Here is a 17,958-nt window from a genome sequence, read left to right as displayed (position 1 = left end):
ATGCTGAGTGGTGGAGTATCCAACAGCCGATGAGTAGTGGTTTCATTAATACATTAATGAATGATATTGACGGTTGCTGCTGAATTTAAAGTGATTTCTCGTTTCTCCCTCTTCTGCTCCGCGCCACGCCCTTGCCATTTTCGCTCTCCTCCGGGCTAGTCCTTAAGGACGATAGCCAAACTTTTCGATGACTTACTACACTGCAAAACTTGGCGTTCTACACCAGATAAAAAGATGAGGCCTGACAGTGATGAAGAAAAAGACCTTGGCGGTGGCATTGAGCAGCGCATTATCGGGCATGGTTCATGCGGCAGACGGTGAGCGGCCTAACGTGTTGATCATTATTGCGGATGATATGGGTTACTCCGATATCAGCCCATTTGGCGGTGAGATCCCCACGCCCAACCTGCAAGCTCTGGCGGAACAGGGGGTACGTATGAGCCAATATTATACTTCGCCAATGTCTGCACCAGCGCGCTCGATGCTGATGACCGGCAACACCAACCAGCAGGCTGGCATGGGTGGCATGTGGTGGTACGAAAGCACCGTCGCCCGCCCCGGTTATGAGATGCGGCTGACCGATCGGGTTACCACCATGCCGGAACGGTTTAAAGATGCTGGTTATGCCACCATGATGGCGGGCAAATGGCACCTGGGCTATACCGACGGAGCCGGGCCAACCGATCGCGGTTTTGAACGCGCCTTTGCCTTTATGGGTGGTGGTACCAGCCATTTTGACGACGCCGTACCCCTGGGAACGGTTGAAGCCTTCCATACTTTCTATACCCTGAACGGCAAGCGCGTTTCCCTACCGCAGGATTTTTACTCCAGCAAAGCTTACGCCACACAGTTGGAGCAATGGATCACCGACACGCCAAAAGACCAGCCGGTATTTGCCTATCTGGCGTTTACCGCGCCACACGATCCGCTACAGGCTCCTGACGACTGGATCGCCAAATTTGACGGCAAATATGATGCGGGTTATCAGCAGGTATACCAGCAACGTATCAACCGCTTGAAGGCGCTGGGGATTATTTCCGACAGCACGCCAATGCCGCATTTGGCACTGGAAAAAGAGTGGCAGGCCATGACGCCGGAACAGCGGAAATATGCGGCCAAAACCATGCAGGTGTATGCGGCGATGATCGCCTATATGGACGATCAGATCGGCGGGGTAATGAAAACACTGCAACAGACCGGGCGTGATAAGAACACCATTATCATCTTTGCCACCGACAACGGTGCCAACCCGGCCAGCGGTTTTTACTACGGCTCCAAACCTGAATTTTGGCAGCAGTTCGACAACAGTTACGCCAACCTGGGCCGCAAGGGATCGTTTATTTCTTACGGGCCGCACTGGGCCAACGTCAGCAACGCGCCTTATGCCAATTACCATAAAACCACCAGTGCGCAGGGTGGGATCAATACCGATTTCATCATTTCTGCCCCGCAGTTGAAGCAGCGAGGTGGCATCGATAAAACGCCGATGGCGGTCTACGATATTGCGCCAACGCTGTATGAGTTTGCCAATATTGATACCAGCAAACCCCTGAAGGCCAAGCCTGCCATCCCGATGATTGGCGTGAGCTTTAAACGCTATTTCAGCGGTGATATCGCCGCCGCGCCGCGTTCTACCTATGGCGTAGAGCTGCATAACCAGGCGGCTTATGTCGATGGCATCTGGAAGCTGCGGCGGTTAGTCGCCGGTGGGCCGCAGGCGAATATGGCGGCGTGGGGGCTGTTCAATCTGCAAGACGATCCGTTGGAAACCCGCGATCTGGCGGCTAGCCAGCCCGATCGAGTTAAACGCCTGAGTGGCGAATATCAGCAGTATGCCGACAAGGGCATGGTGATTGAGGCGGCAGGTAAAGAGATCGACTATCTGGGCGTTGATCTACAAACCCATCGCTACATCGGTTTAGATCCTGTGACCCAGAAGCCAGTATTGCAGGCGGCAGAGTGAATATTGCCTTGCTGCGCGCGCAGCAGATCCCGGTGAATGCTGTGCCGCGCGCCAGCGTGCCTTTTCATATGTTGGTCAAGCCGATCGGTGCAGGCTGTAATCTGGCCTGCAACTACTGTTATTACCCGCAGCGGGACCAAGCGCAGAAGATGGATGAGGCGCTGCTGGAGAGTTTTATCCGCCAGTATATCGCCAGCCAGCCGCGCTACAGCCGGGAAATCAACTTTGTCTGGCAGGGCGGTGAGCCGTTGTTGGCGGGGATCGGTTTCTACAAACGGGCACTGGCGTTACAACAAAAGTATGCGCCGCCGGGCGTATCGATCAGCAACAGTCTGCAAACCAATGCCACTCTATTGAACGCGGCCTGGTGCCGCCTGTTTAAACAGCACCAGTTTATTATCGGCGTCAGTCTGGACGGCGACCGCCAGATCCAGGATATCCATCGACCGGATAAACGTGGCAACAGCAGCTATGATGCGGCTCTGCGTGGTATTGCGTTATTGCAGCGGCATCAGATTGAATTCAATTTGCTGGTGGTGGTACATGATGGTGTAGCTGAGCGGGCACAGGAGATGTACGACCATTTTGTCGCGTTGGGTGTGCGTTACCTACAGTTTCAGCCACTGATGCTGGAAGGCGATGCCCCGGCGGCAGGTTATGGCTTGAGTGCCGCCAACTGGGGGCGTTTTATGGTGGCGATCTACCGCCGCTGGCGTGGCCAGGGCCATCTCGGCCAGGTTTTTATCATGAATATTGAGCACGTTTACGCGCAGTATTTCACCCACGTCAGCCCCAACTGTGTCCACTCTGCCCGCTGCGGTGGCAATCTGGTGATGGAGCCGGACGGCAGTGTGTATGCCTGCGATCATCTGATCGACGCCAAGCATAGGTTGGGCCGTTTTGATCTTGCCAGTCAGTTTGCCGAGTATGTGGATACTGCCATCGAGATGGAGTTTGGTAAAACCAAGAGCCTGCGGCGCGAATGCCAGAGCTGTAGCGTGAAGATGGTGTGCCAGGGCGGTTGCCCGGCGCATATCGGTAAGGATCGCTACAACCGACTGTGTGCCGGTTACTACGCTTTCTTCTCTGAGGTGCTGGCACCGTTACGTAGTTTTGCCAGAACGTCGCAAGGGGCGATGATGTGGCGCTCCAGCGTGATTTCTGCCACAAGTTAATCAACCTCGTCCTTAAGGACGATAGCCAGCCTTTTGCTTTCCTTCCTATAGTGAGATTACCGCCCTTGGCGGCTACAACACCGGGTCAAAACCACTATAAGAGGAAATACCATGAACCTGTCGTCGCGGCTCAATGCCCAGCTAGAACGGGGCAAGGTCGGGTTCCCCACCACGTTAGCCAGTTCGGTTGGGGTGATCATGGCCAGCCCGGTGATCCTCACCGTTACCAGCGGTTTTGGTATCGGCGGTGACACCTTCGCGCTGGCGATGCTGATCGCCTTTATCATGATGCAAGCCCAGCTCACCACCTTCTCCGAAGCGGCGGCAATCCTGCCCACCACCGGCTCGGTATATGATTATATCTCCTGCGGTATGGGGCGCTTTTTTGCCATTACCGGCACCCTGTCTGCTTATCTGATCGTCCATATCTTTGCCGGGACCGCCGAAACCATTCTTTCCGGCATCATGGCGTTGGTGAACTTTGAGCATCTCAACACCTTGATGGAGAGCAATAACAGCTCATGGATGATCGGCGTGGGGCTGGTGATCATTTTCGGTATTCTGAATGCGTTTGGCATCGAAGCCTTTGGCAAGGCTGAGGTCGTGCTGACGTTCTGCATGTGGAGCACCTTGATGATCTTTTCGATCGCCGGGCTGTTGCTGCCGCATGCCGTACCGCTGGAAGGCTGGTTTGGCACCACGCTGGATGTCGGCGATCCCTTTGCGGTGTTCAGCCTGGTCGGCATGGCGATGTTTATGTTCGTCGGCTGCGAGTTGGTGACGCCGATGGCGCCGGAGATTAAACGTTCGCACCGGGTGATCCCACGGGCCATGTCTTTGGGGTTGTGCGGTGTGGCGCTGTGCATGGCGTTATACGGTGCGGCACTGAGCCACCAGGTGGAAAACGTGGTGGTGGATGCGGCCAATAACGTGCACCTGCTGGATACGCCGATGGCTATCCCGGCATTTGCTGGTCAGATCATGGGTAACTTCGGTAAATACTGGCTGGGCATCGGGCTGCTGCTGGCCGGGGCGGCCACCATTAACACCCTGATGGCGGCGGTACCACGTATTATCTACGGCATGGTGTTGGATGGCGCTATGCCACGCATCTTCGCCTATCTGCACCCGCGCTTTAAAACTCCGGTAGTCGCGATTGCCGCTGCGGTGCTGATCCCCTGCGTTCATGCTTTTGCCATTCAGGGCAATCTGGACCGCATTATGCCGATGGTGCTGGCCGCCGTATGTGCCTGGGGCGTGGCTTACCTGCTGGTGACCTGCTCGGTGGTGATCCTGCGTATCCGCCGTCCGGATCTGCCACGCGCCTATAAATCCCCTTGGTTCCCGTTGCCACAGATTGTCTCCAGCGTCGGTATCGTGCTGGCGATTTTCTACATCACACCACCGGGCATGAACCCACGCGATGTCTACATCCCCTTTGGCATCATGATCGGCCTGACTTCCGCCTATGCGCTGTTCTGGACCCTGTGCGTACAGAAGGTGAATCCGTTTAAACCGGTGCCGGTGGAAGAGGTGCTGGAGAGTGCCTTCAACAAGGCAGAAGCTGCGGAGGTGGAATTTGATCGGCTTACTTCCCTCACTTAATCGTTATTGGCACCGCGATCCTTCGGGCTATCGGCCGGGAACGACGATGGAACGCCTGACCAATAACCTGCGGCCTTACGCCTGTGAACGGGTGGCTGCGACTCAGTTACGCCTCACCTTGCCACAAGGGCCGGTGATCGAGGTGGCCGAACAGGTGCAATCACTGTTTTTGGCGCATATCGTCACCCACCGTTTTCGTTTGCAAGGGAGTACCCGCTTTACCGAACCGTTGGTGCTCAACATCATCACCGGCGGCTGGTTGCGCCGTAATGGCGTGATTTATCGCACCAAGGCCAAACATGATGGCGCTCGGCAGTTGATCGCCGCGTTGCAGCAATACCCACAAATCGGTGAGACGCTAGCCAAGCTCGATTTTCGCCGCGCCACGCTCACGATAACAGAGGGCCGCTGGCAGTTGGATATTGAGCATTTTGCCGCTTCCGAAGTGGTCAGCCGCCTACCCGCCAGCCGTCGCTATCTGCGCTTGGAGGCCGAGCAGCGGCGCTTGCTGCTGAGTAGTTTCCTGATGATCGGCCAGTTGATGGAGAAATGTAATGAGTAGAGTGGTGGTCATTACCGGCGGCGGAACCGGCATTGGCGCTGCTTGTGCGCGTTTGCTGGTGCAGGAGGGGGACCAGGTGTTTATCGTTGGTCGCCGCCGCGAACCCTTGAACGCCTTGGCTGCGGAGATTGGAGCACATGCCGTAGTTGGGGACGCCGCCAGCGGAGCCAGTTGGCACACCGACATTCTGCCAGCGATTTTACAGCAGGCCGGACGTATCGACTGCCTGATCGCCAGCGCTGGCGGGATGGGGTTGGGCCGTATTACTGAAGTCACTGATGCCCAATGGCAGCAAGCGCTGGACAGCAACCTCAATAGCGCGTTTGCCAGCGCCCGGGCCTGTTTGCCGGAGCTGGTGAAGCACGGCGGCAATCTGCTGTTTGTGGCTTCGATTGCCTCGTTGGCCGCCGGGCCGGAGGTATGTGGCTATGTCACCGCCAAACACGCGTTGATTGGGCTGATGCGTTCCATCGCTCGTGATTATGGCCCACAGGGCGTGCGTGCCAACGCCGTTTGCCCCGGCTGGGTGACAACGCCGATGGCCGATGAAGAAATGCAGCCGTTGATGGCGGCACATAACTTAACGCTCGAGCAGGCCTATCAACATGTCTGTCGCGATGTGCCGCTGCGCCGCCCGGCCAGTGCGCAAGAGATTGCCCAAGTGTGTCGTTTTCTCTGCTCAACGCAGGCGTCAATTATTACCGGCGCGACGCTGGTGGCCGATGGCGGCTCCACCATTGTCGATGTGCCGACCTTAGCTTTCACTTCCCTGTAAGGAGATTGTCATGAGTTCAGAAGCGGTATTTATTCAGGTTGGCGCATTGGCGGAAGGTTTCGCTCCTCACAGTCATACGCTGGCACAGCAGGATTTAGCCGGTACTACGCTGGCGTTCCATTTTGCCGAAGGGGAAACGGTGCACTGCAGCTTTAACGACGATCAAACCCTGCAGTGGGGAGATCAACGGGTTGATTACCGAGCCACCGGCATTCGTCCGGGGATCCTGTTTATCGATTTCCTCGATCCGCAGCGGCCCAGCGGCAGCGTTACGCTGGTGTGCGATCGTCAGCAGGGTAACTTTACCGCCGTCTATGGTCAGTTACCGGATGAGTCACAGGCGCGGCTGGATGCCTTTAGCCGGGTGGAGCAGGGCTTGCCGCTGACTGCGGTGAATGCTGAATTCCGCTTTGGCCGCCTGGACAACAGCGATGCACCGTTGCCACAGTTTACCGACGAACTGATCGGGATGCGTAATATGTATACCTACAGCCCGACGGAGCGCTATGAGCATATTTATCTGAACAATAATTTCTACGCCTGGCAGTGTTTGGACGGGGTCGAGAAAGGGCTGGCGGATGTTGATCGCTGCCATTACGTCAAAGTGGCGGAAAAGCTGTATCTGTTCGTCTGGCGCGAAAAAATCATCCCAACGCTGGGCGTGGTGATGATCGATCTGCAAGAGATGCGCACCGATGGCAAGATCCTCGGCTATCAGGGCAGTGATTTCAGCAGCCTGAGCAACTTTGCCGTGGGCGCTCACGCGCAGATCCTTAACACCACGCATTACCCAAAGGCCTGAGCCGATGACGGCGATTTATGCCAGTGATGCGTTTACCGGGCAGGTGGTGCTGGTGACCGGCGGTGCGCAGGGCATTGGGCTGGCGATCGTCAGCGCCTTTGCTCGTTTGGGGGCCAAGGTGGTGATGGCCGATCTACAACGGCAAAAGGCGCAGGAGGTGGCTGAAAGCCTGTGCCAGCTGGGTTGGCAAGTGCAAGCCGCAGGTTGTGATATGGCTGATGCAGGGCAGATTGCCGAGCTGGTAGAACTGACAGCGCAGCAGCATCAACGGCTGGACGTGGTGATCCACAACGCCGCTTATTTTCCGCTAAGGCCGTTTAGCCAGATAGATGCCGAACTGCTGCAACGTACGTTAAGCGTCAATTTGATGGCCCCGTTCTTTCTGGCGCAGGCGGCATTGCCGTGGATGAAGCGCCAGGGGGGCGGACGCATTCTGGTGACCTCGTCGGTCACAGGGCCAAGGGTGGCCTACCCAGGGTTGGCGCACTATGCGGCTTCCAAGGCGGGAGTTAACGGCTTTATTCGTGCTGCTGCGTTGGAACTGGCATCTGACAATATCACGGTGAACGGCGTGGAGCCGGGGATGATCCGCACGCCCGCGATGGCAAATCTGGGCGGGGACGCGGTGAACCAGGCGATTGCCTCTGCGGTGCCGTTAGGCAGGCTGGGGGAGCCGGAGGATATCGCTGCCGCAATGGTCTTTTTAGCCTCACCGGCTGCGAGCTATATCACCGGCCAGACGTTGGTGGTGGATGGTGGTGCGCTGTTGCCGGAAGCTCAACCTGCTAGTCTCTGAGGATGCCCCCTCACCCTAACTCTCTCCCACAGGGCGAGGGGACCGATCGAGTGGGTTTGAAAATTCGGTGACGCACCTTGTATTAGGGGGCGATCGAGTTTGCTGAGATTCCCCTCTTTCTTCCAACAGAGCAGGGACTGTCAGTTCCCTGGGTTGGGGGCTGGGCTATTTGTGAGCAACCACGTTGTTGGCATGTTGATTCCCCAAGCGGATCAACTCGTCGAGCAACACCATCAACTGCTCCATCTTCTGCTTCGAGAATGCCGCTTCTATCTCCCCATATCCCTGTTCCACCTGGTGGCGTGCCAGTTCATACAACTCCTGACCCTGCTGGGTCAAGGACACGTACAGCTTGCGCTGATCGTTAACCGGCTTGAGGCGAAAGATCAGCTTATCCCGCTCCATGCGCGACAGGATGCCGGTCAGGCTGGGGCGCAGGATGCAGGTTTCTGCGGCCAACTCATGAAACTCAATGGAACGGTTATCGGCCAATACGCGAATGATGCGCCATTGCTGTTCTGTCAGATTGTGGCTTTTCAGGATCGGGCGGAAGAACCCCATGGCGGTTTCACGCGCCTGCAACAGGGCGATGGTTAACGATTCATGCATGTCGATGGCCTTGGCTTAATTTTATTAACAACTTAATAGTAGCCAATTTTTGACCAGCGGAGAACGGCAAAACGCGATCCGTCACGTAAAAATCCTGCAAAAAAGGTTAATCTGCTGATTAATAACGCTAATGTGCATAATTTGTGAATATTTCGTTATCACGATCACAAATTAAATTAACAACGTTGCGTAAATGCTGAACAGCGTATAAAAGTATTCATTAACATATTAATGATTGGCGAACCGTAGAAGGAGTCTGCATGAAAGGCACCGTATTTTCCGTAGCACTTAACCACCGCAGCCAGCTTGATGCCTGGGATCAGGCGTTTCGCGCCGCCCCTTACCAAACGCCGCCCAAGACGCCGGTGTGGTTTATCAAACCGCGTAATACCTATCTTGCCAACGGCGGCAGCATTCCGTTCCCGGCCGGTGAAACCGTGCAAAGTGGCGCAACGCTGGCAGTCGTGATTGGTAGCACCGCCCGCAAGGTGGCGGCGGATAAGGTGGCCGATTATGTGGCCGGTTATGCCTTGGCTAACGACGTCAGCCTGCCGGAAACCAGCTTCTATCGCCCGGCGATCAAGGCCAAATGCCGTGACGGTTTCTGCCCGCTGGGAGAGGTGGCTTCATTGGCGAGCACCCGCAATCTGGAAATTATCACCGAAATCAACGGCGTGGAGCAGGATCGCTGGTCAACGGCCGATCTGGTGCGTTCGGTGCCGGAACTGATCGCCGCCATCAGCGATTTTATTACCCTGCAACCGGGGGATGCGGTGCTGATTGGCACGCCACACCAGCGGGTTGAGATCAAGCCGGGTGATCAAGTGACGGTGCGGGCCGCAGGTTTGCCAACCCTTACCAACCAAGTGACGCAGGCAGGAGAATAACCATGAGACATGCTCGTATCCGCCATCATGGCCAGATTGTTAACGTCACCGTAGACGACCAGTTAAGTGTTATCCTGCCCGATGGCAGCAAGCTCGATGAGCACGATGTGGAATGGCTGCCACCGGCGCAGGGCACGATATTTGCCCTCGGCCTGAACTATGCCGATCACGCCAGTGAGCTGGAGTTTAAAGCGCCGGAAGAGCCTTTGGTGTTCCTCAAAGGGCCAAACAGCCTGAGCGGTCACCGCCAGGTTTCCGTGCGACCGGCGCAGGTGGAATACATGCACTACGAAGCCGAGCTGGTGGCGGTGATCGGTAAAACTGCGCGTAACGTCAGCCGTGAACAGGCGATGGATTACGTGGCCGGTTACACCCTGTGCAACGACTACGCCATCCGCGACTACCTGGAAAACTACTATCGCCCCAACCTGCGGGTGAAAAGCCGCGACACTCTGACGCCTATCGGCCCCTACATTGTCGATCGTGACGATGTTGCGGATCCGCATAACCTGACGCTCAGCACCTACGTTAACGGTGAGCTGCGCCAGCGCGGCACCACCGCTGACATGATTTTCGACATCCCGTTCCTGATCGAATACCTGAGTGAATTTATGACGTTGCAGCCTGGCGACATGATCGCCACCGGCACGCCGAAAGGGCTGGCCGACGTGCAGCCTGGGGATGAAATTGTGGTGGAGATCGAAGGCATTGGCCGCTTGGTTAACCACATCATCAGTGAAAAAGATTACGAGGAGAGCAAGGGATGAAAACCATCAACCATTGGATCAACGGCAAAAACGTCGCCAGTAAAGAGTATTTCACCACCACCAACCCGGCTAACGGCGAAGTGCTGGCGGAAGTGGCGTCCGGTGGCCAGCTCGAAATCGACCAGGCAGTCGCTGCGGCAAAAGAAGCCTTCCCGAAATGGGCCAATACGCCGATGAAAGAGCGGGCACGTCTGATGCGTCGCCTGGGTGAACTGATCGACCAGAACGTACCGCAGATTGCCGAGATGGAAACCGCAGATACAGGGTTGCCGATCCACCAGACCAAAAACGTGCTGATCCCACGCGCCTCGCACAACTTTGAGTTCTTTGCCGAGATCTGCCAGCAGATGAATGGCCGCACCTACCCGGTAGACGACAAGATGCTCAACTACACGCTGATCCAACCGGTGGGCGTGTGTGCGCTGGTGTCGCCGTGGAACGTGCCGTTTATGACCGCCACCTGGAAAACCGCGCCTTGCCTGGCGCTGGGCAATACCGCAGTGCTGAAAATGTCCGAACTGTCGCCACTGACGGCGGATCGCCTGGGTGAACTGGCGCTGGAAGCCGGTATTCCTGCCGGGGTGCTGAACGTGGTGCAAGGCTATGGCGCAACGGCGGGAGATGCTCTGGTACGCCATAAAGACGTGCGTGCGGTGTCCTTCACCGGGGGGACCTCAACCGGCCGCCGCATTATTGAAAGCGCCGGGCTGAAGAAATTCTCGATGGAGCTGGGCGGCAAATCACCGGTGCTGATCTTTGAGGATGCCGATATCGAGCGGGCGCTGGATGCTGCGCTGTTCACCATCTTCTCGATTAACGGTGAACGCTGCACCGCAGGTTCACGCATCTTTATTCAGGAAAGTATTTACCCGGAATTCGTCAAACGCTTTGCCGAGCGTGCCAACCGCCTGCGCGTGGGCGATCCGATGGATCCCAATACCCAGGTCGGTGCGTTGATCAGCCCGCAGCACTGGGAAAAAGTCTCCGGCTATATTCGCTTGGGTATCGAAGAAGGAGCCACTTTGTTGGCTGGTGGCCCGGACAAACCGGCCGGATTGAGCCATGGCAACTTCCTGCGCCCAACGGTGCTGGCCGATGTTAACAACAGTATGCGTGTCGCGCAGGAAGAGATCTTCGGGCCGGTGGCCTGCCTCCTGCCGTTCAAATCAGAAGAAGACGGCCTGCGCATGGCCAACGATGTGGAGTACGGCCTGGCGTCGTACATCTGGACGCAGGATGTGAGCAAAGTCTTGCGTCTGGCCCGCAATATTGAAGCGGGTATGGTTTTCGTCAACACCCAGAACGTACGCGATCTGCGCCAGCCGTTTGGCGGGGTGAAATCCTCTGGCACCGGCCGTGAAGGCGGTGAGTACAGCTTCGAAGTGTTTGCCGAGATGAAAAACGTTTGTATCTCCATGGGGGATCATCCGATCCCACGTTGGGGAGTGTGAGATAGCTCCGTGCCCTTTAAAACAACAACCAAGGACTAGACCCGATAGATATCAGCCTGCGGCCAGCCGTGCTGCAGGCTGAAAGATAAAGGGGATAGGAGGACATATGGGTAAATTAGCATTAGCCGCAAAGATTACACACGTTCCTTCGATGTACCTGTCTGAATTGCCAGGAGAACACCATGGCTGCCGTCAAGCCGCCATTGATGGTCACAAAGAGATCAGCGCCCGCTGTCGTGAAATGGGCGTCGACACCATTATCGTATTCGACACCCACTGGTTGGTGAACAGCGCCTACCACATCAACTGTAACTCGCATTTTAAAGGGCTTTACACCAGCAACGAGCTGCCGCACTTCATTCGTGACATGACCTATGAATACGACGGCAACCCGGAGCTGGGGCAGATGATTGCCGATGAAGCCCGCAAGCTTGGCGTACGTGCCAAGGCCCATGAGATCCCAAGCCTGGAGTTGGAATACGGCACGCTGGTGCCAATGCGCTACATGAACAGCGACCGCCACTTCAAGGTGATCTCCATTTCTGCCTTCTGCACCGTGCATGACTTTGCCGATAGCCGCCGCCTGGGCGAAGCGATCAAAACTGCGATTGAGAAATACGACGGTACCGTGGCGGTATTGGCTAGCGGCTCGCTGTCACACCGCTTTATCGACGATCAACGTGCCGAGCAGGGCATGAACAGCTACACCCGCCAGTTCGACCAGCAGATGGACGAACGGGTAGTGAAACTGTGGGAAGAAGGGCGCTTCCGCGAGTTTTGCGAAATGCTGCCGGAGTACGCCGATTACTGCTATGGCGAAGGCAATATGCACGACACCGTGATGTTGCTGGGCCTGCTGGGCTGGGACAAGTACCAGGGCAAGGTGGAGTTCGTTACCCCGCTGTTTGCCAGTTCCGGAACCGGCCAGGTCAACGGCATATTCCCGCTTCCCGCTCAAGCCTGAGGATACCCAATGCCCCATTTTTACGCTGAATGTACCGACAACATCCGCCGGGAGGCGGATTTGCCAGCGCTGTTCGAGAAGGTTAATCACGCACTGGCGGAAACCGGCATCTTCCCGCTGGCTGGCATCCGGAGCCGCGCCATCTGGCTGGATACCTGGCAGATGGCCGACGGCAAGCAGAACTATGCCTTTGTGCATATGACGCTGAAGATAGGCCACGGCCGCAGTCTGGAAAGCCGCCAACAGGTGGGCGAAATGCTGTTCATCCTGATCAAGGATCACTTTGCAGCGCTGATGGCCAAACGCTATCTGGCCCTCTCTTTCACCATGGAAGAGCTGGATCCGGTGCTGAATTACAAGCAAAACAACGTTCATGCGCTGTTTAGCAAGGACTGAACAAGGGGTGGTAAATGCTGGATAAAGACGTACTGAGCCGAGCCGTGCAGCGCCTGCATCAGGCCGAGCAGAGCCGGGAACAGATCCGCGCGTTATCGCTGGATCACCCGGAGATCACTATAGAAGATGCCTATGCTATCCAGCGCCAATGGGTTGAGCTGAAGATCGCCGAAGGGCGCACGCTGAAGGGGCATAAGATCGGGCTGACCTCGCGAGCCATGCAGGTCAGCTCGCAGATCACCGAGCCGGACTACGGCGCGCTGCTGGACGACATGTTCTTTAACGATGGCAGCGACATTCCGATCGATCGCTTTATCGTGCCACGCGTCGAAGTCGAACTGGCGTTTGTGCTGGCGAAGCCGCTGCGTGGGCCGAACTGCACGCTATTTGATGTCTATAACGCTACCGACTATGTGATCCCGGCGCTGGAGATCATCGACGCCCGCAGCCATAACGTCGATCCGCAAACCCAGCGGCCACGCAAGGTGTTCGACACCATTTCCGACAATGCTGCCAACGCCGGTGTGGTGATGGGCGGCAGGCCGATCAAGCCTGATGCGCTGGATCTTCGCTGGATCAGTGCCTTGCTGTATCGCAATGGCGTGATTGAAGAATCTGGCGTGGCGGCGGCGGTGCTCAATCACCCGGCCAACGGCGTGGCCTGGCTGGCTAATAAGCTGTCCCCGTATGACGTGGAGCTGGAGGCCGGGCAAATCATCCTTGGCGGTTCCTTCACCCGCCCGGTGGCGGCACGGCGCGGCGATACCTTCCATGCCGACTATGGTCCGATGGGCTGCATCAGCTGCCGGTTTGTCTAAGGAGCAACACGATGATAACTAACCATTTCAAACAGGCCTTGCAGGAAAAACGCCCGCAGATCGGCCTGTGGCTGGGGCTGTGCAGCAGCTACAGCGCAGAACTGCTGGCCGGCGCCGGGTTCGACTGGCTGCTGATCGATGGCGAACATGCGCCTAACAATCTGCAAACGGTATTGGGGCAGTTGCAGGCGGTGGCGCCTTATCCCAGCCATCCGGTGGTGCGTCCGGCCTGGAACGATCCGGTGCTGATCAAGCAACTGCTGGACGTTGGTGCGCAAACCCTGTTGATCCCGATGATCCAAAACGCCGAACAGGCGCAGGAGGCGGTGCGGGCTACCCGCTATCCACCAAACGGCATTCGCGGGGTTGGCAGTGCGCTGGCTCGCGCCTCGCGCTGGAACCGGGTGCCGAATTACCTGCATCTTGCCGACAGCCAGATGTGTGTGTTGGTACAGATCGAAACCCGAGAGGCGGTGAAAAATCTGGATGCCATCCTGGAGGTGGAAGGGGTCGACGGCGTCTTTATCGGCCCGGCGGATCTGAGTGCCGACATGGGCTTTGCCGGTAATCCGCAGCATCCCGAAGTGCAGCGCACTATTGATGATGCCATTGCCCGCATCCGTGCCGCAGGCAAGGCACCGGGCATCCTGATGGCACAGCAGGAACTGGCGCAGCACTATCTGGCATCCGGGGCGTTGTTTGTTGCCGTTGGCGTGGATACCACTCTGCTGGTACGGGCGGCAGACTCCCTGCTCAGCAGTTTCAAACAGGATAAAGCGGCGGAGCCACCTCCATCCCAGAGCGTTTACTAATCGGAGTCATCATGAGCAACGTCGATTCGCTCAAGCCACTGAACCCGGCAGAGCAACATAAAGCGTTAACCGCCACCGAGCAGTCGGTGATTAAAAAGTTATTTCGGCGCCTGATTATTTTCTTATTTGTGTTGTTTGTTTTCTCGTTCCTTGACCGTATCAACATCGGGTTTGCCGGTTTGACCATGAAGCAGGACCTCGGTCTTAGCTCCACCATGTTCGGCCTGGCCGCAACGCTGTTTTACGTCACCTACGTGATCTTCGGCATCCCCAGCAACATGATGCTGAGCAGGGTGGGGGCACGGCGTTGGATCGCCACCATCATGGTGCTGTGGGGCATTGCTTCTACCTGCACCATGTTTGCCACTGGGCCAACCAGTCTGTACGTGCTGCGGATGATTGTCGGTATTACCGAGGCGGGCTTCCTGCCGGGGATCCTGGTGTATCTCACCTACTGGTTCCCGGCGTTCTACCGCGCCCGGGCCAACGCTTTGTTTATGATTGCCATGCCCGTCACGATGGCGGTGGGTTCGTTGGTGTCCGGCTATATTCTGGCGCTGGACGGCATGATGAACCTGAAAGGTTGGCAATGGCTGTTCCTGCTGGAAGGCATTCCTTCGGTGATCCTCGGCGTGGTGGTGTGGTTCTATCTGGACGACACGCCGGCCAAGGCCAAGTGGCTGACCAGCGAAGAGAAGGCCAGCCTGAAGGCGATGATGGAAGCCGACAAACTGCAACTGGTGCAGCCGGAAGGGCCAAGCAGCCACCGGGCGTTGCAACAGCGCAGCCTGTGGCGTGAGGTACTGACACCGGTGGTGCTGATGTATACGCTGGCCTATTTCTGCCTCACCAATACCCTGAGCGCCATCAATATCTGGACGCCGCAGATCTTGCAGAGCTTCAACCAGAGCAGCAGTAACATCATGATCGGTTTTCTGGCGGCGATCCCGCAAATCTGTACCATCGCCGGTATGATCTGGTGGAGTAAACGTTCGGATCGCCTGCAGGAGCGTAAGTTCCACACCGCACTGCCTTATCTGTTTGCCGCGGCGGGTTGGCTGCTGGCTTCGGCGACCAATCACAGTATGGTCCAACTGTTAGGGATCGTGATGGCGTCGGTCGGCTCGTTTACCGCGATGGCGATCTTCTGGACCACGCCGGATCAGTCAATCAGCTTTGAAGCTCGAGCGGTGGGGATCGCGGTGATCAACGCCACCGGTAACATCGGCTCGGCGGTCAGCCCACTGTTGATCGGCTGGTTCAAGGATGTGACCGGCAGCTTTAACTCCGGGCTCTATTTTGTCTCGGCGTTGTTGATTATCGGGGCCGTGCTGGTATGGCGTATCCCGATGAAGGATTCACGCCCACGGGCCACGCCATAAACTTTGGATATTGCTTCAGGCGACGCCCCCTCTCCTTTTGGGAGCGGGGGATTTCCTTGTCTTATTTTCACCGGAGGACAGCGTGCAGAAAAGTACCGGCTTTATCGCCAATATCGATATTGGCAAAGAGTATGACGCGCGTTACGCCGCTGATGAGGTGCACTACGAAACCTTTGCCGGGCTGGCGGCGTTTTTTGGCCGGGATATGCAGGTGCACTGGCACGACCGTTTCTTCCAACTGCATTATCTGGCCACCGGCAGGATAGAGCTGCAGCTGGACGATCAACACTATTCGGTGCAGGCTCCGCTGTTTATCCTCACCCCGCCTTCGGTGCCACACGCCTTTTTCACCGAACCAGACAGCGACGGCCACGTGTTAACGGTACGCCAGGAACTGATCTGGCCGTTGCTGGAGCGCCTGTATCCGGGTAGCAATCTGGCGCTGGATATGCCGGGGATTTGCCTTTCGCTGGCCGCAGTGCCACAGGAGTTGGCGGCGCTTGGGCATTATTGGGAACTGATCGCCCGCGAGTTTAGCCAAAAGATGGCCGGGCGCGAGCAGACGTTGGCATTGCTGGCCCAGGCGGTCTTCACGCTGATGCTGCGCAATACCTCATTGGATGATAAGGCCGCCAGCGGCGTGCGCGGTGAACTGAAGCTGTTCCAGCGTTTTAACAAGATGGTGGACGAGCGTTTTCGCGATCACCTGTCGGTGCCGGAATATGCCCAGTCGCTGGGGGTCACGGAATCACGCCTCAACGACCTGTGCCGCCGCTTTGCCAACCGGCCACCCAAAAGGCTGATCTTCGATCGCCTGTTGCGTGAAGCCAAACGGCTGCTGCTGTTCAGCGCCTGCACGGTGCATGAAACGGCCTACAGCCTGGGGTTTAAAGATCCCGCCTATTTCGCTCGCTTCTTCAATCGGCTGGAAGGCTGTTCACCTTCCGCCTATCGCGCTACGCAACATGTCCTGTCGTAAGTGGGATCGGCTTAGCCTTTATTCGCCACCAAATCCGCGACCAGCCGGTTGACCGGATCGCTCATATTGGTGAATTTGGTCAATTCCGAGCGGGTAACGACCACGAACACGCCGATATTTTGCTGCGGCACCATCGCCATATAGGTGATGAAGCCGCCGCCACCGCCGGTTTTCTGGATGATCCCCGGCAGGCCGTCTTTCGGTGCCATATATACCCAGCCCAATCCTAAAGCAGAGGCTTCACCCGGTACATCCATGCCTTTTAGTGACGCCAGATCTTTGCGCTGGAAATACATGGTTTGTTCGGTCAAGGCTGTTGGCTTGCGTGCGCCAGATACGTTGGAGGAGAGGAACTGCTGCATCCAGCGTTGCATATCGCGCGGCGTTGAGTAAACGCCACCGCTGCCTCCGGCGGCCGTGGTGTCGCGGCAGGCACTTGGCCCAGAAGCGGCCACCATCAGGCGTGAGCACTGCTCTACGCTTGGCGTCAGTGTGGTATCAACCATCCCCAGTGGACCCGTGACTTTCTCACGCAGCAAGGCGTTATAAGGCTTGCCAGCGGCACGTGACAACGCATCGGCCAATAGGTCGTAGGCCAGGTTGGAGTAGGCCGCCCGCACGCCCGGTGGCACGGTAATGGTGGCATGAGACAACCATTGCCAGCGCTGTGCCTTGGTGGGCCAGGTAAACACCGGCGTTTTCGGTGGCTTCTTACCGGGTTGCTCACGCGGTAGGGCGCTGGTGTGCGTTGCCAGGTTCAGCAAGGTAATCGGCTGGCGTGAATTGTAGGCAGGGACGATAGCGCCTTTGGGAGCATATTTGCGCAGTGGATCGGTGAGTTTGACCTTACCTTCCGCTGCCATTTTGACCATCACTTCGCTGGTCATCAGCTTGGTGATGGAGGCGATGCGGATCAGCGAGTCTGGCCGTGGGCGCAGATCGTTACCCGGTTTGGTATCGCCAAAGCTGCGGTTAACTACCTGATTATTATCGATAACCACCAGCGCCATACCGGTTGCGCCGCTGTTAAAGAAGATATGTTCAGCATATTGATCGACAATCTGTGAGGTCAGCTGCGCGTCGGTCGCTTGGCTGGCTAACGGCACGGCACACAGGCCAAGCGCCAGCAATAACGTGGAGAGTGAGGTCTTCAACGGTCGTGTTCCATTTAAAAATGTGACAGGGAAGGCGTAAGTTGTCCGCTAGTGTAATGCG

Annotated in this window: 18 protein-coding genes; 16 read left to right on the top strand and 2 right to left on the bottom strand. The window is 56.9% G+C overall.

What is annotated here, in order from left to right; translation table 11 throughout:
• Positions 1–250: 250 nt before the first annotated feature.
• The 7 genes from ACKWMY_RS07965 (at position 251) to ACKWMY_RS07935 (ending at position 7,678) form a co-directional block, all read left to right on the top strand.
• Positions 251–1,963 carry an arylsulfatase gene (locus tag ACKWMY_RS07965; protein ID WP_409486137.1) on the top strand — a complete coding sequence of 571 codons (1,713 nt, stop codon included), beginning with the start codon at positions 251–253 and terminating at the stop codon, positions 1,961–1,963.
• On the top strand, positions 1,960–3,138 hold the full coding sequence (locus ACKWMY_RS07960; RefSeq protein WP_409486136.1) for an anaerobic sulfatase maturase: 1,179 nt from the start codon (positions 1,960–1,962) through the stop codon (positions 3,136–3,138). The genes ACKWMY_RS07965 and ACKWMY_RS07960 overlap by 4 nt, the downstream gene beginning before the upstream one ends.
• Positions 3,139–3,249: 111 nt before the next feature.
• The gene (locus ACKWMY_RS07955) at positions 3,250–4,743 is read left to right on the top strand and encodes an APC family permease (protein WP_309205891.1); all 1,494 of its coding nucleotides are present in this window, start codon (positions 3,250–3,252) and stop codon (positions 4,741–4,743) included.
• Entirely contained in the window at positions 4,718–5,305 is a 588-nt protein-coding gene (locus ACKWMY_RS07950) for a DUF3156 family protein (RefSeq protein ID WP_074028433.1), read from the top strand. The genes ACKWMY_RS07955 and ACKWMY_RS07950 overlap by 26 nt, the downstream gene beginning before the upstream one ends.
• Positions 5,298–6,080: an SDR family NAD(P)-dependent oxidoreductase gene (locus tag ACKWMY_RS07945; RefSeq protein ID WP_261458557.1), complete on the top strand. Its 783-nt coding sequence runs from the start codon at positions 5,298–5,300 to the stop codon at positions 6,078–6,080. Before ACKWMY_RS07950 ends, ACKWMY_RS07945 begins: the two co-directional genes overlap by 8 nt.
• A gap of 10 nt (positions 6,081–6,090) precedes the next feature.
• Entirely contained in the window at positions 6,091–6,882 is a 792-nt protein-coding gene (locus tag ACKWMY_RS07940) for a MoaF C-terminal domain-containing protein (protein ID WP_065683654.1), read from the top strand.
• A gap of 4 nt (positions 6,883–6,886) precedes the next feature.
• Positions 6,887–7,678, top strand: coding sequence for an SDR family oxidoreductase (locus ACKWMY_RS07935; protein WP_211135799.1), 792 nt, complete (start codon positions 6,887–6,889; stop codon positions 7,676–7,678).
• A gap of 165 nt (positions 7,679–7,843) precedes the next feature.
• Here the strand turns inward: ACKWMY_RS07935 and hpaR are convergent, their stop codons facing one another.
• Positions 7,844–8,287, bottom strand: coding sequence for a homoprotocatechuate degradation operon regulator HpaR (gene hpaR / locus ACKWMY_RS07930; protein WP_409486135.1), 444 nt, complete (start codon positions 8,285–8,287; stop codon positions 7,844–7,846).
• Between the two features lie 260 nt (positions 8,288–8,547).
• On the opposite strand from hpaR, the gene ACKWMY_RS07925 reads away from it, so the two are divergent.
• The 9 genes from ACKWMY_RS07925 (at position 8,548) to hpaA (ending at position 16,743) form a co-directional block, all read left to right on the top strand.
• The gene (locus ACKWMY_RS07925) at positions 8,548–9,174 is read left to right on the top strand and encodes a fumarylacetoacetate hydrolase family protein (protein WP_074028437.1); all 627 of its coding nucleotides are present in this window, start codon (positions 8,548–8,550) and stop codon (positions 9,172–9,174) included.
• A 2-nt stretch (positions 9,175–9,176) separates the two neighbouring features.
• Complete coding sequence (locus ACKWMY_RS07920) at positions 9,177–9,941, top strand: fumarylacetoacetate hydrolase family protein (RefSeq protein ID WP_409486134.1); 765 nt, start codon at positions 9,177–9,179, stop codon at positions 9,939–9,941.
• Positions 9,938–11,392 carry a 5-carboxymethyl-2-hydroxymuconate semialdehyde dehydrogenase gene (gene hpaE / locus ACKWMY_RS07915; protein WP_024527250.1) on the top strand — a complete coding sequence of 485 codons (1,455 nt, stop codon included), beginning with the start codon at positions 9,938–9,940 and terminating at the stop codon, positions 11,390–11,392. The genes ACKWMY_RS07920 and hpaE overlap by 4 nt, the downstream gene beginning before the upstream one ends.
• A gap of 106 nt (positions 11,393–11,498) precedes the next feature.
• Positions 11,499–12,356 (top strand): 3,4-dihydroxyphenylacetate 2,3-dioxygenase, encoded by an 858-nt coding sequence (gene hpaD / locus ACKWMY_RS07910; RefSeq protein WP_024485491.1) that lies wholly within the window; start codon positions 11,499–11,501, stop codon positions 12,354–12,356.
• A gap of 9 nt (positions 12,357–12,365) precedes the next feature.
• A complete protein-coding gene (locus ACKWMY_RS07905) occupies positions 12,366–12,752 on the top strand; it encodes a 5-carboxymethyl-2-hydroxymuconate Delta-isomerase (protein ID WP_074028439.1) in 387 nt (128 codons plus the stop codon).
• Between the two features lie 14 nt (positions 12,753–12,766).
• Positions 12,767–13,570 carry a 2-oxo-hept-4-ene-1,7-dioate hydratase gene (gene hpaH, locus ACKWMY_RS07900; protein WP_021808005.1) on the top strand — a complete coding sequence of 268 codons (804 nt, stop codon included), beginning with the start codon at positions 12,767–12,769 and terminating at the stop codon, positions 13,568–13,570.
• Positions 13,571–13,581: 11 nt separating this feature from the next.
• Positions 13,582–14,382: a 4-hydroxy-2-oxoheptanedioate aldolase gene (gene hpaI / locus ACKWMY_RS07895; protein ID WP_409486133.1), complete on the top strand. Its 801-nt coding sequence runs from the start codon at positions 13,582–13,584 to the stop codon at positions 14,380–14,382.
• A gap of 11 nt (positions 14,383–14,393) precedes the next feature.
• Positions 14,394–15,764 carry a 4-hydroxyphenylacetate permease gene (hpaX, locus tag ACKWMY_RS07890; RefSeq protein ID WP_024527247.1) on the top strand — a complete coding sequence of 457 codons (1,371 nt, stop codon included), beginning with the start codon at positions 14,394–14,396 and terminating at the stop codon, positions 15,762–15,764.
• A gap of 82 nt (positions 15,765–15,846) precedes the next feature.
• Positions 15,847–16,743 carry a 4-hydroxyphenylacetate catabolism regulatory protein HpaA gene (gene hpaA / locus ACKWMY_RS07885; RefSeq protein ID WP_024485495.1) on the top strand — a complete coding sequence of 299 codons (897 nt, stop codon included), beginning with the start codon at positions 15,847–15,849 and terminating at the stop codon, positions 16,741–16,743.
• A gap of 11 nt (positions 16,744–16,754) precedes the next feature.
• Here the strand turns inward: hpaA and ampH are convergent, their stop codons facing one another.
• Positions 16,755–17,897, bottom strand: coding sequence for a D-alanyl-D-alanine-carboxypeptidase/endopeptidase AmpH (ampH, locus tag ACKWMY_RS07880; protein WP_024527246.1), 1,143 nt, complete (start codon positions 17,895–17,897; stop codon positions 16,755–16,757).
• Positions 17,898–17,958 lie beyond the last annotated feature (61 nt).

The sequence above is a fragment of the Serratia sp. J2 genome, assembly GCF_046269175.1.
GTDB classification, from domain to species: Bacteria; Pseudomonadota; Gammaproteobacteria; order Enterobacterales; family Enterobacteriaceae; genus Chania; species Chania fonticola_C.
The sequence above is the reverse complement of the archived record's forward strand: the minus strand, read 5'-3'. Positions and strand labels throughout refer to the sequence as shown.

Coding starts and splice junctions, on each gene's coding strand:
- ACKWMY_RS07965 (WP_409486137.1), top strand. CDS start 251: ATGAAGAAAAAGACCTTGGCGGTGGCATTGAGCAGCGCATTATCGGGC.
- ACKWMY_RS07955 (WP_309205891.1), top strand. CDS start 3,250: ATGAACCTGTCGTCGCGGCTCAATGCCCAGCTAGAACGGGGCAAGGTC.
- ACKWMY_RS07945 (WP_261458557.1), top strand. CDS start 5,298: ATGAGTAGAGTGGTGGTCATTACCGGCGGCGGAACCGGCATTGGCGCT.
- ACKWMY_RS07940 (WP_065683654.1), top strand. CDS start 6,091: ATGAGTTCAGAAGCGGTATTTATTCAGGTTGGCGCATTGGCGGAAGGT.
- ACKWMY_RS07935 (WP_211135799.1), top strand. CDS start 6,887: ATGACGGCGATTTATGCCAGTGATGCGTTTACCGGGCAGGTGGTGCTG.
- hpaR (WP_409486135.1), bottom strand. CDS start 8,287: ATGCATGAATCGTTAACCATCGCCCTGTTGCAGGCGCGTGAAACCGCC.
- ACKWMY_RS07925 (WP_074028437.1), top strand. CDS start 8,548: ATGAAAGGCACCGTATTTTCCGTAGCACTTAACCACCGCAGCCAGCTT.
- ACKWMY_RS07920 (WP_409486134.1), top strand. CDS start 9,177: ATGAGACATGCTCGTATCCGCCATCATGGCCAGATTGTTAACGTCACC.
- hpaE (WP_024527250.1), top strand. CDS start 9,938: ATGAAAACCATCAACCATTGGATCAACGGCAAAAACGTCGCCAGTAAA.
- hpaD (WP_024485491.1), top strand. CDS start 11,499: ATGGGTAAATTAGCATTAGCCGCAAAGATTACACACGTTCCTTCGATG.
- ACKWMY_RS07905 (WP_074028439.1), top strand. CDS start 12,366: ATGCCCCATTTTTACGCTGAATGTACCGACAACATCCGCCGGGAGGCG.
- hpaH (WP_021808005.1), top strand. CDS start 12,767: ATGCTGGATAAAGACGTACTGAGCCGAGCCGTGCAGCGCCTGCATCAG.
- hpaI (WP_409486133.1), top strand. CDS start 13,582: ATGATAACTAACCATTTCAAACAGGCCTTGCAGGAAAAACGCCCGCAG.
- hpaX (WP_024527247.1), top strand. CDS start 14,394: ATGAGCAACGTCGATTCGCTCAAGCCACTGAACCCGGCAGAGCAACAT.